At 71.7% G+C, this 14,554-nt stretch carries 9 protein-coding genes; 1 reads left to right on the top strand and 8 read right to left on the bottom strand.

Annotated elements, in window-relative coordinates; all coding sequences use genetic code 11:
- Window positions 1–51: 51 nt before the first annotated feature.
- The 3 genes from ACZ6NC_RS04180 to ACZ6NC_RS04170 all read right to left on the bottom strand — a co-directional run bounded on the left by ACZ6NC_RS04180 (window position 52) and on the right by ACZ6NC_RS04170 (window position 3,763).
- Window positions 52–1,509: an aldehyde dehydrogenase family protein gene (locus ACZ6NC_RS04180; RefSeq protein ID WP_465728765.1), complete on the bottom strand. Its 1,458-nt coding sequence runs from the start codon at window positions 1,507–1,509 to the stop codon at window positions 52–54.
- Between the two features lie 78 nt (window positions 1,510–1,587).
- Complete coding sequence (locus ACZ6NC_RS04175) at window positions 1,588–2,454, bottom strand: helix-turn-helix domain-containing protein (RefSeq protein ID WP_465728763.1); 867 nt, start codon at window positions 2,452–2,454, stop codon at window positions 1,588–1,590.
- A 79-nt stretch (window positions 2,455–2,533) separates the two neighbouring features.
- A complete protein-coding gene (locus ACZ6NC_RS04170; protein ID WP_465728761.1) occupies window positions 2,534–3,763 on the bottom strand; it encodes an MFS transporter in 1,230 nt (409 codons plus the stop codon).
- 73 nt (window positions 3,764–3,836) lie between these two features.
- On the opposite strand from ACZ6NC_RS04170, the gene ACZ6NC_RS04165 reads away from it, so the two are divergent.
- Window positions 3,837–4,805, top strand: a complete 969-nt coding sequence (locus ACZ6NC_RS04165) for a DUF5937 family protein (RefSeq protein ID WP_465728759.1) — start codon at window positions 3,837–3,839, stop codon at window positions 4,803–4,805.
- A 195-nt stretch (window positions 4,806–5,000) separates the two neighbouring features.
- Here ACZ6NC_RS04165 and ACZ6NC_RS04160 read toward each other — a convergent pair whose 3' ends face one another.
- From ACZ6NC_RS04160 to ACZ6NC_RS04140, 5 genes are all read right to left on the bottom strand, one after another.
- Window positions 5,001–6,530, bottom strand: a complete 1,530-nt coding sequence (locus ACZ6NC_RS04160; protein ID WP_465728757.1) for a glutamate synthase subunit beta — start codon at window positions 6,528–6,530, stop codon at window positions 5,001–5,003.
- The gene (gltB, locus tag ACZ6NC_RS04155; protein ID WP_465728955.1) at window positions 6,523–11,124 is read right to left on the bottom strand and encodes a glutamate synthase large subunit; all 4,602 of its coding nucleotides are present in this window, start codon (window positions 11,122–11,124) and stop codon (window positions 6,523–6,525) included. Before gltB ends, ACZ6NC_RS04160 begins: the two co-directional genes overlap by 8 nt.
- A gap of 479 nt (window positions 11,125–11,603) precedes the next feature.
- Complete coding sequence (locus ACZ6NC_RS04150) at window positions 11,604–12,341, bottom strand: VIT1/CCC1 transporter family protein (protein ID WP_465728755.1); 738 nt, start codon at window positions 12,339–12,341, stop codon at window positions 11,604–11,606.
- Between the two features lie 148 nt (window positions 12,342–12,489).
- Window positions 12,490–13,485 (bottom strand): prolipoprotein diacylglyceryl transferase, encoded by a 996-nt coding sequence (lgt, locus tag ACZ6NC_RS04145; RefSeq protein ID WP_465728753.1) that lies wholly within the window; start codon window positions 13,483–13,485, stop codon window positions 12,490–12,492.
- Between the two features lie 141 nt (window positions 13,486–13,626).
- On the bottom strand, window positions 13,627–14,490 hold the full coding sequence (locus tag ACZ6NC_RS04140; protein ID WP_465728751.1) for a DsbA family protein: 864 nt from the start codon (window positions 14,488–14,490) through the stop codon (window positions 13,627–13,629).
- Between the last annotated feature and the right edge of the window lie 64 nt (window positions 14,491–14,554).

The raw sequence follows: 14,554 nt of genomic DNA, 5'->3' as shown, positions 1-14,554 counted from the left end.
CCGCCGCGCTGGAGGGCTCCGCCGTACCGGGGGCTCCGCCGCGTCGAGGCGTCAGAACGGGAAGCGGCTGCGCCCGTGCTGGATGGAGATCCACTTCACCGTGGTGAAGGCGTCCACCGTGGCGTCGCCGTTCAGCCGGCCCACGCCGGAGTTCTTCTCGCCGCCGAAGGGCACGACGGGCTCGTCGGCAATGGTGCCGTCGTTGACGTGGACCATGCCGGTCTCGATCCGCTGCGCCACCCGCACGCCGCGCTCGACGTCCGCGGTGTGGACGGCGCCGCTGAGGCCGAAGGGGGTGTCGTTGGCGAGCCGGACGGCCTCGTCCTCACCGTCGAAGGGCACCACCAGGACGACGGGGCCGAAGAGTTCGCGCTGGAGGATAGGCGCGCCGGCCGGCAGGTCGCCGAGCACGACGGGGGCCATCAGGCTGCCGTCGGTCTCGCCGCGCAGCAGGGCGGTGGCGCCGGCGGCGATCGCCTGGTCGACCTGGGCGGTGATGGCGTCGGCCTGGACGGGGTTGATCAGCGGGCCGATCTGGGTGGCCGGGTCCCTGGGGTCGCCGACCCGCAGGGTGGCGACCTTGGCGACGAACTTCTCGGTGAACTCGTCGGCCACGCTGCGGTCGACCAGCACCCGGTTGGCGGCCATGCAGACCTGGCCCTGGTGGGCGAAGCGGCTGAACACGGCGGCGTCCACGGCGTAGTCGAGGTCGGCGTCGTCGAGGACGATCAGTGCACTGTTGCCGCCGAGTTCGAGCACGGTCCGCTTGAAGTGCGAGGCGGCGACGGTGGCGACGTGCCGGCCGACCTTGTCGGAGCCGGTGAAGGAGATCACCTTGGGCACCGGGTGTTCGATGAAGGCGTCGCCGATCTCGGCGATGTCGGTGACGACGACGTTGAGCAGGCCCGCGGGCAGGCCCGCCTCCTCGAAGATCTTGGCGATGAGGGTGCCGCCGACGATCGGGGTCTCCTGGTGCGGCTTGAGCACGACGCCGTTGCCGAGCGCCAGCGCCGGGGCGACGGCCTTCAGCGACAGGAACAGCGGGAAATTGAACGGGCTGATCACGCCGACCACGCCGACCGGCAGGCGGTAGAGGCGGTTCTCCTTGCCCTCCACCGGCGAGGGCAGCAGCCGGCCCTCGGCGCGCAGCGAGAGCTGCATCGACTCGCGCAGCATGTCCTTGGTGAGGGCGAGTTCGAACCCGGCCTTGAGGGCGGTGCCGCCCAGCTCGGCCGTGATCGCCTCGGTGATCTCCTGCTCGCGCTCCTCGATGATGCGCAGTGCGCGTTCGAAGACCAGCCGGCGGGTGTAGGGGTTGGTGGCGGCCCACTCCTTCTGCGCCCGCTCGGCGGCCCGGTAGGCCTGGTCGACCTCCTCGACGGTGGCGACGGTGATGCCGGCGAGCTTGTCGCCGGTGTAGGGGTCGACGTCGACGATGTCCCAGGAGCCGCTGCCGGCCCGCCACTCGCCGTCGATGTACTGCAGCGCCAAGTCGGAAAGGTACGACATCTGGTCCCTCTCATGCCGATTCGGGAAGACGCGGGCCTTCCTCGATCAGATCTGATCGGGCCTCATCGTACTTATGCTTCAAAGCTCTTGGCGTACGGAGCGGAGAAGTTCCCGTGTCCGATCGGGGGAGAGTCCGTCCGCCGCGAGGCCGCCCATCGCGCCCGCGTACTCGGCCACCTCGGCGGGCTTGTCCAGGTACAGCGCGGTGGTGAACTGCTCCAGGTAGACGACGTCCGCGAGCTCCGGCTCGGCGAAGCTGAGCACGGAGAAGGCGCCGCCCTCCGCCCGCAGCCCCCCAAACCCCAGCGGCATCACCTGGACCACCACGTTGGGCAGGTCGGTCAGCTCCAGCAGGCGGTCGATCTGGGCCCGCATCAACTCCGGCCCGCCCCAGGGGCGGCGCAGCGCGGCCTCGTCCAGGACGGCGAGCAGCCGCGGTGCCCGCTCGGCGGTGAGCACCTGCTGGCGCCTCAGCCGGACCTCGACCCGCCGCTCGACCTCGCCCGGCTCGGTGACGTGCCCGCCGTGCGTGATCACGGCCCGCGCGTAGTCGGCGGTCTGCAGCAGCCCGTGGACGAACTGGACCTCGTAGCTGCGGATGTCGGAGGCGGCCTCCTCCAGCCCGAGGTAGGTCTGGAACCAGCCGGGCAGCACGTCGCCGTACGCGTGCCACCAGGACGTCGCGTTGGCGTCGCGGACGAGGCCGAGGACGGAGGCCCGCTCCTGTTCGGCCTCGACGCCGTACAGGGTGAGCAGGTCGGCGACGTCGCGCTCCTTGAAGCCGACCCGGCCGAGCTCCATGCGGCTGATCTTCGACTCCGAGGCGCGGATCGAGTAGCCGGCCTCCTCCCGGCTGACGCCCCTGGCCTCCCGCAGCCTGCGCAACTGGGAGCCCAGCAGCAGGCGCCGCACCGTGGCACCCCCGCCTGCCTGAGTCATGCTCATCCCGTCAACCTCCGCACCTCGCGCAGCCCCCCGGCCGTCGGGCGCAGTCTGCCACTTGGCACCGACAAACAACAGTCCGTCAGCGGAGGCGTTCCAGGCGCAGCAGTCCGGGCACCGCGGCCAGGCTCAGCACCAGCAGGAACAGCCAGGGCCAGGCGGCGCCGCGGCCGAGGAGGAGGGTGAGCAGGGCGGGGGCGACGGCCTGGCCGAGGTTCCAGGAGAGTTGGTAGACGGCGAGGTAGCGGCCGCGCCGGGCGGGGTCGGCGAGCGAGACGCTGAGCTCCTCGCGGAAGGGGGTGGCCATGGTCTCGGCGATGTTGTAGAGGAACATCGCGACGTAGAGCCCGGCGAGGACGGCCCAGCCGGGGGCGGCGGCGACGAGGGCGAAGGCCCCGAAGGCGAGGGCGTTGAGGAGCGAGGCGGCGGCGAGCACCCTGGTCGGCCGGAACCGCTCCAGCCGCCCGGCCACGACGTTCCCGGTGAGCACGACCTGGACGCCGTTGAGCACCAGCAGCGAGCCGGCCACCCAGGCTTCGCGGTGCAGGCCCTCGGTGAGGTAGACGGCGAGCAGCATGCTGAGGATCATCGAGCCGAAGACGAAGGTGAGGTTGACGGCGACCAGCAGCAGGTACCGGCGGTCGCGCAGCACCACGCGGTAGCCGCCGGTCTCCTTCGTCCGCTCCTCGCCCCGCGGCGGCGCGGGTGCGGGCGCGGGCCGCCAGGTGACGAGCAGGGCCGTCGCGATGACGTAGCTGGCCGCGTTGAGCACCACCAGCAGCCGCAGCCCCCCGGTGCCGTCGCCGGCCACCAGGACGGCGCCGAGCGCCCCGCCGAGGCCCATCCCGGTGTTGCGCAGCGTCTGCACCAGCGCGAACCAGCGGGTGCGCTCCCCCTCGGCGGAGGCGAGCACCACCAGGCCGGTGCTGGAGGTCCAGTACGCGACGTGGCCGATCTGCGCGAGCAGGCAGACCAGCACGATCTGCCAGATCTGCTGGGCGAGCAGGAAGCCTCCGAACGCGACCGCGGAGAGCGCGTTGCCGCCGGCGGCCACCACGCGGGCGCCGTACCGGTCGATCAGCGGGCCGACGCCGATCGCGGTGGGCAGGGCGAGCAGCCGGGCGGCGGTGACGGCGGCGCCGACGGCGGCGACGGCCAGGCCGGTGGTGCGGGCGAAGTAGACGAGGGTGAAGGCGAGGATCAGTCCGGTGCCGAGGCTGTCGATCAGGTGGGCGCCGACCAGCCGGGTGCGGCCGGAGGTGTCGGGCAGACCGAGACGGTCTCGGAGCGGGGAGAGCGTTGCGGTGGTCATGGCACGAGCTTCCCGGGCATGATCATCCCTGCACAGAGATTCCATCCTGATCGAATCCTCGACGGAGGCCGCCATGCTCGTCTGGGAGTTCTCGGCCCAGGACCTCGCCCGGACGCGCTTCGCGGCCTCACCGCTGTCCGAGGTCGTCACCAGCGTCGAGGTACTGAAGGAGCCGGGCCGGCACGGCGTCCACCTGCCCTGGGTGCGGCAGGCCCGGCGGCAGCTGGCCGGCGTCCGCTGGGAGCTGCTCTCCCAGCTGATCCCGCTGCCCACGGTGTACGTGCCCGACTTCCTGACCCCGTTGCCGGTGCACTCCACGCTCACCATCGAGCAGGCGGTGGCCGAGCTGGCCACCACCGACCCGACGGTGATCCGCCGCGACCTCGATCGGATCGACGGAGAACTCCCGCCACTGGTCGCCGAGTTGTGGGCCGACCCCGAATCGGGGCTGGCCCGGCTGGCGGCCGAGATCCAGGCGTACTGGACGGCCGCGATCGCCCCGCACTGGCCGCGCATCCAGCGGCTCACCGAGGGCGAGATCCTGCGGCGGGCCCGACAGATGTCGGTGGGCGGACCTGCCGCGCTCTTCGCCGACCTGCACCCCCAGGTGAGCTGGGAGCGTGACACCCTGCGGATCGCCCACCGCCTGGTGGACGTGCAGCGGCGGCTGGACGGCGAGCGCGGTCTGGTCCTCGCCCCCACCGTCTTCGCCTGGCCGGGCGTCTACTCCCAGCAGAACCCGCCGTGGCAGCCCGGCCTGGTGTACCCGCCGCGCGGGGTGGCCACGCTCTGGGAGACGTCCGGTGCCGCGGTGCCGGAGGGCCTGGCCAACGTGATCGGCCGTACCCGCGCCCGGCTGCTCGCCGAGCTCGACGCGCCCGCCTCGACCACCGAACTCGCCGCCCGCACCGGCCTGTCCGCCGCCAACGTCTCGCACCACCTGACCGCGCTGCGCGGGGCGGGCCTGACCGCCCGCCACCGCACCGGCCGTACGGTGCTGTACGCCCGCACCGAGGCGGCCGAACTCCTGCTGCGCGGTTGATCCCGCGCAGGTGGTCCGGAACGCGAAGAGGCGCCCGCCCTCCACTGGTCGGGGAGAGGGCAGGCGCCTGGGCACCGCGTAGGCCCGGCGACGCTGGCGGGGGCAGCGGCTCGTACTCCCGGCGATGCGGCGCCGGGCGTTCGGGGGTGGCCCGGTCCCGCCGGCGGTGGGGCCGCCGGCGGGTCGGGCGGGGCGTCAGACCACCAGCGGGCGGTCCGTGGGCCGGATCGGGGCGGGCAGCGGGGTCTTGCCGCCCAGGTACTTGTCCACAGCGGCGGCGGCCGAGCGGCCCTCCGCGATGGCCCAGACGATCAGCGACTGGCCGCGGCCGGCGTCACCGCAGACGTACACGCCGTCCACGTTGGTGGCGAAACTGCCGTCGCGCGCGACGTTGCCGCGGGCGTCCAGCTCGACGCCGAGCTGCTCGACCAGGCCGTTCCGGACGTCCGTGCCGGTGAAGCCCATGGCCAGGGTGACCAGCTGCGCCGGGATGGCGCGCTCGGTGCCGGGCACCGGCTCGAACCGGCCGTCCTTGAACTCGACCTCGACGAGGTGCAGTTCCTGGACGTTGCCGTCCTCGTCGCCGGTGAAGTGGGTGGTGTTGACCGCGTAGACGCGTCCCTCCTTGCCCGCCTCCGGCGAGGAGGGTCCCTCTGCCTGGTTGCCCACCGTCTTCGTCTCTCGGACGTAGATGGCCTCCTCGTGGGCCGAGGTGACCTTGTAGGTCATCGGCATGGTCGGCCAGGGCTGGTGGCCGGGGCGCTCGTCGCCGGGCCGCGGCATGATCTCCAGCTGGGTGACCGAGGCCGCCCCCTGCCGCAGCGCGGTGCCGAGGCAGTCGGCGCCGGTGTCGCCGCCGCCGATGACGACGACGTGCTTGCCCTTGGCGCTGATCGGCGGCTCGACGAAGTCGCCCTCCTGCACCTTGTTGGCCAGCGGCAGGTACTCCATGGCCTGGTGGATGCCCTTGAGCTCGCGCCCGGGCACCGGCAGGTCGCGGGCGGTGGTGGCGCCGGCGGCGACGACGACCGCGTCGAAGCGCTCGCGCAGCTGCTGCCCGGTGATGTCCTCGCCGACGTGGACGCCGGTGCGGAACCGGGTGCCCTCCGCGCGCATCTGCTCGATGCGGCGGTTGATGTGGCGCTTCTCCATCTTGAACTCGGGGATGCCGTAGCGCAGCAGGCCGCCGATGCGGTCGGCGCGCTCGTACACCACCACGGTGTGCCCGGCCCGGGTGAGCTGCTGGGCGACGGCCAGGCCGGCGGGGCCGGAGCCGACGACGGCGACGGTCTTGCCGGACAGCCGCTCCGGGATCTGCGGGGTGACGCCGCCGCGGTCCCAGGCCTTGTCGATGATGGTGACCTCGACGTTCTTGATGGTCACCGCGTCCTGGTTGATGCCCAGCACGCACGCGGACTCACAGGGAGCCGGGCAGAGCCGCCCGGTGAACTCCGGGAAGTTGTTGGTCGCGTGGAGCCGCTCGATCGCGCCGACGAAGTCGTCGCGGTAGGCGAGGTCGTTCCACTCGGGGATGAGGTTCCCGAGCGGGCAGCCGTTGTGGCAGAACGGGATGCCGCAGTCCATGCAGCGGCCGGCCTGCTTGGTGATGATCGGCAGGAGGCTGCGCTCGACGTAGACCTCGTTCCAGTCCCGCAGACGGACGTCCACGGGCCGGCGCTCGGCCAGCTGCTTGCCGGTGGTCAGGAAGCCCTTGGGGTCAGCCACGTGCCGCCTCCATCATCTTGCGAGTGGTCTCGGACTCGGAGAGTCCATCGCGCTCAGCGGCGTCCTTGGCGGCGAGCACAGCCTTGTAGTCGGTCGGCATGATCTTGGAGAAGCGGGAGACCCCGCCGCCCCAGTCGGCCAGGAGCTCGGCGGCCACGGTGGAGCCGGTCTCCTCGTAGTGCTGCTGCACGGTCTCGCGCAGCCAGTCGCGGTCGGCGGCGGTCGGGGCCTCGATGCCCACCATGCCGTCGTTCACGTTGGCGGGGCGCAGGTCCAGCACGTAGGCGACACCGCCGGACATGCCCGCCGCCAGGTTGCGCCCGGTCTCGCCGAGGATGACGACCCGGCCGCCGGTCATGTACTCCAGGCCGTGGTCGCCCACGCCCTCGACGACCAGGGTCGCACCGGAGTTGCGGACGGCGAACCGCTCGCCGGCCTTGCCGCGCAGGTGGACGCGGCCGCCGGTGGCGCCGTAGCCGATGGTGTTGCCGGCGATGACGTGGTTCTGCGCGTCGGCGCCGATCGCGGCGGCGTCGCGGGCCGGGCGGACGATGACCACACCGCCGGAGAGGCCCTTGCCGACGTAGTCGTTGGCGTCGCCCTCCAGCCGCAGCGTGACGCCCTTCGGCACGAAGGCGCCGAACGACTGGCCGGCCGAGCCGGTGAAGGTGACGTCGATGGTGCCCTCGGGCAGGCCCTCGCCGCGGTACCGCTTGGTCACCTCGTGGCCGAGCATGGTGCCGACCGTGCGGTTGACGTTGCGGATCGGCAGCTGGATGCGGACGGCGTCGCCGCGCTCCAGGGCGTCCTGGGCCAGGTCGATCAGCTGGTTGTCCAGGGCCTTGTCGAGCGCGTGGTCCTGCGTGGTGGTGCAGTGCAGGGCCGCGCCCTCGGGCAGCTCGGGCACGTGGAAGAGCGGGGTCAGGTCGAGCCCGGCGGCCTTCCAGTGGTCGATCGCGGCCTGGGCGTTGATGTGCTCGGCGTGGCCGACGGCCTCCTCGATCGAGCGGAAGCCCAGCTCGGCCAGGATCTCCCGGACCTCCTCGGCGATGAACTCGAAGAAGTTGACCACGAACTCGGGCTTGCCGGAGAAGCGGTCGCGCAGCACCGGGTTCTGGGTGGCGACGCCGACCGGGCAGGTGTCCAGGTGGCAGACGCGCATCATGATGCAGCCGGAGACGACCAGCGGGGCGGTCGCGAAGCCGAACTCCTCGGCGCCCAGCAGCGCGGCGATGACCACGTCGCGGCCGGTCTTCAGCTGGCCGTCGGTCTGGACGACGATGCGGTCGCGCAGGCCGTTGAGCAGCAGGGTCTGCTGGGTCTCGGCGAGGCCGAGCTCCCAGGGGCCGCCCGCGTGCTTGAGCGAGGTCAGCGGCGAGGCGCCGGTGCCGCCGTCGTGGCCGGAGACCAGGACCACGTCCGCGTGCGCCTTGGAGACACCCGCGGCGACCGTGCCGACACCGACCTCGGAGACCAGCTTCACGTGGATGCGGGCCGCCGGGTTGGCGTTCTTCAGGTCGTGGATCAGCTGGGCGAGGTCCTCGATGGAGTAGATGTCGTGGTGCGGCGGCGGGGAGATCAGGCCGACACCCGGGGTGGAGTGCCGGGTCTTGGCGACCCACGGGTACACCTTGTGGCCGGGCAGCTGGCCGCCCTCGCCGGGCTTGGCGCCCTGGGCCATCTTGATCTGGATGTCGTCCGCGTTGACCAGGTACTCGGAGGTGACGCCGAACCGGCCGGAGGCGACCTGCTTGATCGCCGAGCGGCGCTCCGGGTCGTACAGGCGGTCCGGGTCCTCGCCGCCCTCACCGGTGTTGGACTTGCCGCCGAGGCGGTTCATCGCGATGGCCAGGGTCTCGTGCGCCTCGCGGGAGATCGAGCCGTACGACATGGCGCCAGTGGAGAAGCGCTTGACGATCTCGGAGACCGGCTCGACCTCGTCGACGGAGATCGGGGCGCGGCCGAGCCCGTCCAGCTGGAACAGGCCGCGCAGCGTCATCAGCCGCTCGGACTGCTCGTTCACCCGGTCCGTGTACTGCTTGAAGATGTCGTACCGGCGGTTGCGGGTGGAGTGCTGGAGGCGGAAGACGGTGTCCGGGTCGAACAGGTGCGGCTCGCCCTCGCGGCGCCACTGGTACTCGCCGCCGATGTCCAGCGCGCGGTGCGCGGCGGGGATGCCGGAGGCCGGGTACGCCTTGGCGTGGCGGGCGGCCACCTCCTTGGCGATCTCGTCCAGGCCGATGCCGCCGAGCTTGGTGGTGGTGCCGGCGAAGTAGGCGCCGACCAGCTCCCGGGAGAGGCCGATCGCCTCGAAGACCTGCGCGCCGCGGTAGGAGGCGACGGTGGAGATGCCCATCTTGGACATGACCTTGAGTACGCCCTTGCCGAGCGCCTTGATCAGGTTCTTGATGGCCTTCTCGGGCTCGACGCCGTCGATGCCCCCACGATTCAAGAACGTGCCCTGGGCGACGAGGTCCTCGACGGACTCCATGGCCAGGTACGGGTTGACCGCGCCGGCGCCGTAGCCGATCAGCAGCGCGACGTGGTGCACCTCGCGGACGTCACCGGCCTCGACCAGCAGCGACACCTGGGTGCGCTGCTTGGTGCGGATGAGGTGGTGGTGGATCGCGGAGGTGAGCAGCAGCGAGGGGATCGGGGCGTGCTCGGCGTCGGAGTGCCGGTCGGAGAGCACGACGATGCGGGCGCCGTCGGCGATCGCGGCGTCGGCCTCGGCGGCGATCTCGGCCAGGCGGGCGGCCAGGCCCTCGCCACCGGTGGCGACCTTGTAGAGGCCGGACAGGGTGACGGCCTTGAGCCCGGGCTGGTCGCCGTCGGCGTTGATGTGGACCAGCTTGGCCAGCTCGTCGTTGTCGATCACCGGGAAGGTGATGCCGACGGAACGGCAGGCGGCGGCCTCGGCGGCCAGCAGGTTGCCCTCGGGGCCGAGGTTGGACAGCAGCGAGGTGACGAGCTCCTCGCGGATGGCGTCCAGCGGCGGGTTGGTGACCTGCGCGAAGAGCTGCACGAAGTAGTCGAACAGCAGACGCGGCTTCTCGGAGAGCGCGGCGATCGGGCTGTCGGTGCCCATCGAGCCGAGCGCCTCGCCGCCGGTCTTCGCCATCGGCGCCAGGATGACCCGCAGCTCCTCCTCGGTGTAGCCGAAGGTCTGCTGGCGGCGGGTGACCGACGCGTGGGTGTGCGCGATGTGCTCGCGCTCGGGCAGCTTGGCGAGCTGGATCTGGCCGCCCGCGACCCACTCCTCGTAGGGGTGCTCGGAGGCCAGCGCCGACTTGATCTCCTCGTCCTCGACGATGCGGTGCTCCGCGGTGTCGATGAGGAACATCTTGCCGGGCTGCAGGCGGCCCTTCCTGGCGACCTTCTCCTGCTCGATGTCGAGCACGCCGACCTCGGAGGAGAGGACGACCAGGCCGTCCTCGGTGATCCAGTAGCGGGCCGGGCGCAGGCCGTTGCGGTCCAGCACGGCGCCGATCTGGGTGCCGTCGGTGAAGGTGACGCAGGCCGGGCCGTCCCAGGGCTCCATCAGGTTGGAGTGGTACTGGTAGAACGCGCGGCGGGCCGGGTCCATGGTGGCGTGGTTCTCCCACGCCTCCGGGATCATCATCAGCACCGAGTGCGGCAGCGAGCGGCCGCCGAGGTGGAGCAGCTCCAGGACCTCGTCGAAGGAGGCCGAGTCGGAGTGGTCCGGGGTGCAGACGGGGAAGATCCGGCTCAGGTCACCGGGGATGAGGTCGGTGGCGAGCTGGGACTCGCGGGCGGTCATCCAGTTCCGGTTGCCCTTGACCGTGTTGATCTCGCCGTTGTGCGCGACGAAACGGTACGGGTGGGCGAGCGGCCAGCTCGGGAAGGTGTTGGTGGAGAACCGCGAGTGCACCAGGCCGAGCGCGGAGGCGTAGAGCCGGTCCGACAGGTCGGGGAAGAACGGCTCCAGCTGGCCGGTGGTCAGCATGCCCTTGTAGACGATGGTGCGTGCGGAGAGCGACGGGAAGTAGACACCGACCTCGCGCTCGGAGCGCTTGCGGACGACGAAGGCGATCCGGTCCAGCGCGATGCCGCTCGTCTCACCCTGCGACAGGAAGACCTGGCGGAAGCGCGGCATCACGCTGCGGGCGGTGGCGCCCAGCAGGTCCGGGGTGACCGGGACGTCGCGCCAGCCGAGGACGGTCAGGCCCTCCTCGGCGGCGATGGCCTCGATCCTGCTGCCGGCGGCCGCTGCGGCCTCGTCGTCGTCCGGCAGGAAGGCGATGCCGACCGCGTACGCGCCGGCGGCGGGCAGCTCGAAGGAGACCTTGGAGCGCAGGAATGCGTCCGGGACCTGCGTCAGGATGCCCGCGCCGTCACCGGAGTCCGGCTCGGCACCGGTGGCGCCGCGGTGCTCCAGGTTGCGCAGGACGGTCAGCGCCTGCTCGACGATCTTGTGGTCGGCGATGCCGGTCAGCGTGGCGACGAAGCCGACGCCACAGGCGTCGTGCTCGTTTCGCGGGTCGTACAGGCCCTGGGCAGCAGGTCGCGCATCCGGAACGAGCGCGTACGGCGGGCGCGCTGCGCCGGCCTGGGGCTCGTTGGCGGAGTGCATGGATGCAGACAGCATCGGCTCTCCCGTCGTCGTCATTCGTTGGGGGCACCTCCCGGCCGATGGCCGGGGGAGCTGGTGCAGTAGGGACGACGTTGGCCCTGATGCGATTTCGTGCAAGTTACATGATGCCCAAGATCCCGGGAAGCGGAATATCGCGTCCACATCGCGGACGGATGCGCAGGTCAAGGGCGCAATGGGGGGACGTGCCACAGCGCACGTCCCGACGATTGTGCCCGGCGGTAGGCCGGTCGAAACAGGGGCGAAATCCCCCGGCTACAGAAGCCGATCAAGGTCGCCTGCGAATCCATTCCCGGAGTCGGCCCGAGGATGCGAATCCGCGGCTCCTGGGCCCGAATGATGAGACTAGGCCAGGCGGCATCCGCCCTCCATGTGCGGAACGTCACGCGATCCGTCGCATAATCATGCAGGTCGCTGTACCATCCCACGACCCGCATCCCACCACCCCGGCGCCGGGCCGCTCACCCGACGTGGCCGCCGATCAGCCAGCCCAGCAGGTACGTCACCCCGGCCGCCGCCCCGCCCAGCAGCAGCTGCCGCAGCCCGCTGAACCACCAGGTGCGCGCCGTCACCCGGGCCACCACCGCACCGCACGCGAAGAGACCGGCCACGGAGAGCAGCAGCGCCGGCACCAGCGAGGTCGCGCCCAGCAGGTACGGCAGCAGCGGCAGCAGCGCGCCGACCGCGAAGCAGACGAACGAGGAGCCGGCCGCGACCCACGGCGAGGGCAGGTCGTTGGGGTCGACGCCCAGCTCCTCCCGGACGTGCACCTCCAGCGTCCGGTGCGGGTCGGCCGAGAGCTGGCGGGCCACCTCGTGGGCCAGCGCCGGCTCCACCCCGCGCGCCACGTACAGCTCGGCCAGCTCGGCCAGCTCGCCGTGCGGGTTGCGGCTCAGCTCCAGCCGCTCGGCCTCGATCTCGGCCTGCACCAGCTCACGCTGGGAGGCCACCGAGGTGTACTCCCCCGCCGCCATCGAGCAGGCACCCGCCGCCAGCCCGGCCAGGCCGGTCAGCACCACCGTGCCGCTGGAGACCGCGCCGCCCACCACGCCGGTCATCAGCGCGAAGTTGGAGACCAGCCCGTCCATCGCACCGAACACGGCCGGCCGCAGCCAGCCGCCGTTCACATCGCGGTGGTGCCCGGCGGCGGGTATGCGGGGGTGGTGCCCGGCCTCGGGGTCAAGGGTGGTCGCGCTCACGGTTCTCGGGCCTCCGTCCGATCGTCTGATGAATCGAACGTAGTCCGCCGGAGCTGGGCATTTCCAGCAAAGTAAGGCTGTCCGAACAGCGCTCCGGCCGCCCTCCGCGAAGCGCGGGAGAGCGGCCGGTGGCGACGGAAATCGCTGGTCAGGTGAGGTTCTTGGCGTCCTTGTCGGCACTGTCGGGGACGGCGCCGGCCGGGGCGGCGTCCACCTTTTTGTCCGAGGGGCGAGACGGCGCGGGGCTCCCGTCCGAGGCATCCGCCGCCTCGGAGGCACCGGACGGGTCGGTCGCCGGGACGGTCGCCGAGTCGGTCGCCGTCGGGTCGATGCTCGCCGGGTCCTCCCGGCCGGGCCGCTTCTTCCCGACGATCACGAAGTAGGCGACGGCGGACAGGAACACCGCGATCGCCACCCAGTCGTTGAGCCGCAGGCCCAGGATCACGTGCGCCTCGTCGATGCGCAGCCACTCGGTCCAGAACCGGCCGACCGTGTACGCGGCCACGTACAGCGCGAAGGCCCGCCCGTGGCCGAGGGTGAACCGGCGGTCCGCCCAGATCACCAGCAGCGCGACACCGACGCACCAGAGCGACTCGTAGAGGAAGGTCGGGTGGTAGATCCCCGTGACCACCTCACCGTTGGGCAGCGTCTTGTCGATCTCCAGGCCCCACGGCAGCGTGGTCTCCCGGCCGTACAGCTCCTGGTTGAACCAGTTGCCCCAGCGGCCCATCGCCTGCGCGAGCGCGATGCCCGGCGCGATGGCGTCGGCGTAGGCGGGCAGCGGCACGCCCCGGCGGCGGGCGCCGATCCAGGCGCCGACCGCGCCCAGCGCGATCGCGCCCCAGATCCCGAGGCCGCCCTCCCAGATCTTGAAGGCGTTCCAGGGGTTCTTGCCCTCGCCGAAATACAGCTGGTGGTCGGTGATCACGTGGTAGAGCCGGCCGCCGACCAGGCCGAAGGGCACAGCCCAGACGGCGATGTCGCCGACCGTGTGCTTGCCACCGCCCCGGGCGACCCAGCGCTTGCTGCCGAGCCAGACGGCCACGACGACACCGAGGATGATGCAGAAGGCGTAGGCGCGCAGCGGGATCGGTCCGAGATAGAGGACACCCCGCGACGGGCTGGGAATGTAGGCGATATCCATGGCAGCTCCGACGCTACAGGGTCGGCGGCCCGCCCCGGGCACCCCAGGGGTCACAGATCCCGAACAACAGGGTGCGCGGCGGCGCGCCGCCCCCTCCGGACGGGGAGGGGGCGGCGGCGGGCGGCCCGGCCGGGCCGGTTCTCAGCCGGCCTTCGGCGAAGGGTTGTTGCTCTCCGAGGCGGTGCTGGTCGGCGCCGGGGACTGGCCGTGCGAGCCGGTCGTGCCCAGCGGCTTGCCCTGGTTGGCGGCGTCCACCCACTTCACCAGGTTCTGCGGGGTGATCTCCTCGGTACCGTTCTTCGGGTAGATCGGCTGGCCGTTGAGCAGCACCGTCGGCGTCGACTTGTAGCTGGACTTGTCGAAGTCCTGCTGGACGGCGGAGACCCAGCCGCCGTACTTGTTGTCGTTGACGCAGGCCTCGAAGGCGGGCGTGTCCAGGCCGTCGACCTGCTTGGCCAGGCTGATCAGGACGGCCTTGTCGCCGAAGGCGTCGTTGGTCTCGTCCGGCTGGTTGCGGTAGAGCACGTCGTGGTAGTCGCGGAAGTGTCCGGCGTCCTGGGCGCAGGCCAGCGCGTTGGCCCCGTACTTGGAGCCCTTGCCCGGCACGGCCCGGTCGATGAACGACACGACGTGGTAGTTGGTGTAGATCTTGCCGGCGTCCTCCAGCTGGTCGATGGTCGGCGAGAACTCACGCTCGAAGATGCCGCAGGCGGGGCAGCGCGGGTCCTCGTAGACGGTGAGGACGGACGGGGCGTCGGCCGCGCCGACCGGGACGACCAGGTTCTTGTCCCCGATCGTGCCGGCCGGGGCGGCGGTCGGGGTCTCCGGCTTGGAGCGCTCGTTCTGCACCACGACGCCGGTGATCACGGCGGCGGCGATCACCGCCAGCACCGCCCCGCCCACCAGCAGCTTCTTCTTCCGCCGGGCGCGGGCCTCGTCGGCCGCCCGCGCCGCCTGCATCCGCTCGCGGGCGGTGCGCTTGCCTTCTCGGTTCTTCTCGCTCATCTGCCTTGACATCCACAATCGGGGGGAGGGCCAGGGTCGGGGGTGGGTGCGGGGTGCCTGCCGG

Source organism: Kitasatospora sp. NPDC041988 (assembly GCF_055588525.1).
Note: the sequence above shows the minus strand (reverse complement) of the source record. Positions and strands in the feature narration are given on the sequence as shown.

What these genes read in the sequence shown, in the direction of transcription:
- ACZ6NC_RS04180 (WP_465728765.1), bottom strand. Translation starts at nt 1,509, where the DNA reads ATGTCGTACCTTTCCGACTTGGCGCTGCAGTACATCGACGGCGAGTGG.
- ACZ6NC_RS04175 (WP_465728763.1), bottom strand. Translation starts at nt 2,454, where the DNA reads ATGAGCATGACTCAGGCAGGCGGGGGTGCCACGGTGCGGCGCCTGCTG.
- ACZ6NC_RS04170 (WP_465728761.1), bottom strand. Translation starts at nt 3,763, where the DNA reads ATGACCACCGCAACGCTCTCCCCGCTCCGAGACCGTCTCGGTCTGCCC.
- ACZ6NC_RS04165 (WP_465728759.1), top strand. Translation starts at nt 3,837, where the DNA reads ATGCTCGTCTGGGAGTTCTCGGCCCAGGACCTCGCCCGGACGCGCTTC.
- gltB (WP_465728955.1), bottom strand. Translation starts at nt 11,124, where the DNA reads ATGCACTCCGCCAACGAGCCCCAGGCCGGCGCAGCGCGCCCGCCGTAC.
- lgt (WP_465728753.1), bottom strand. Translation starts at nt 13,485, where the DNA reads ATGGATATCGCCTACATTCCCAGCCCGTCGCGGGGTGTCCTCTATCTC.
- ACZ6NC_RS04140 (WP_465728751.1), bottom strand. Translation starts at nt 14,490, where the DNA reads ATGAGCGAGAAGAACCGAGAAGGCAAGCGCACCGCCCGCGAGCGGATG.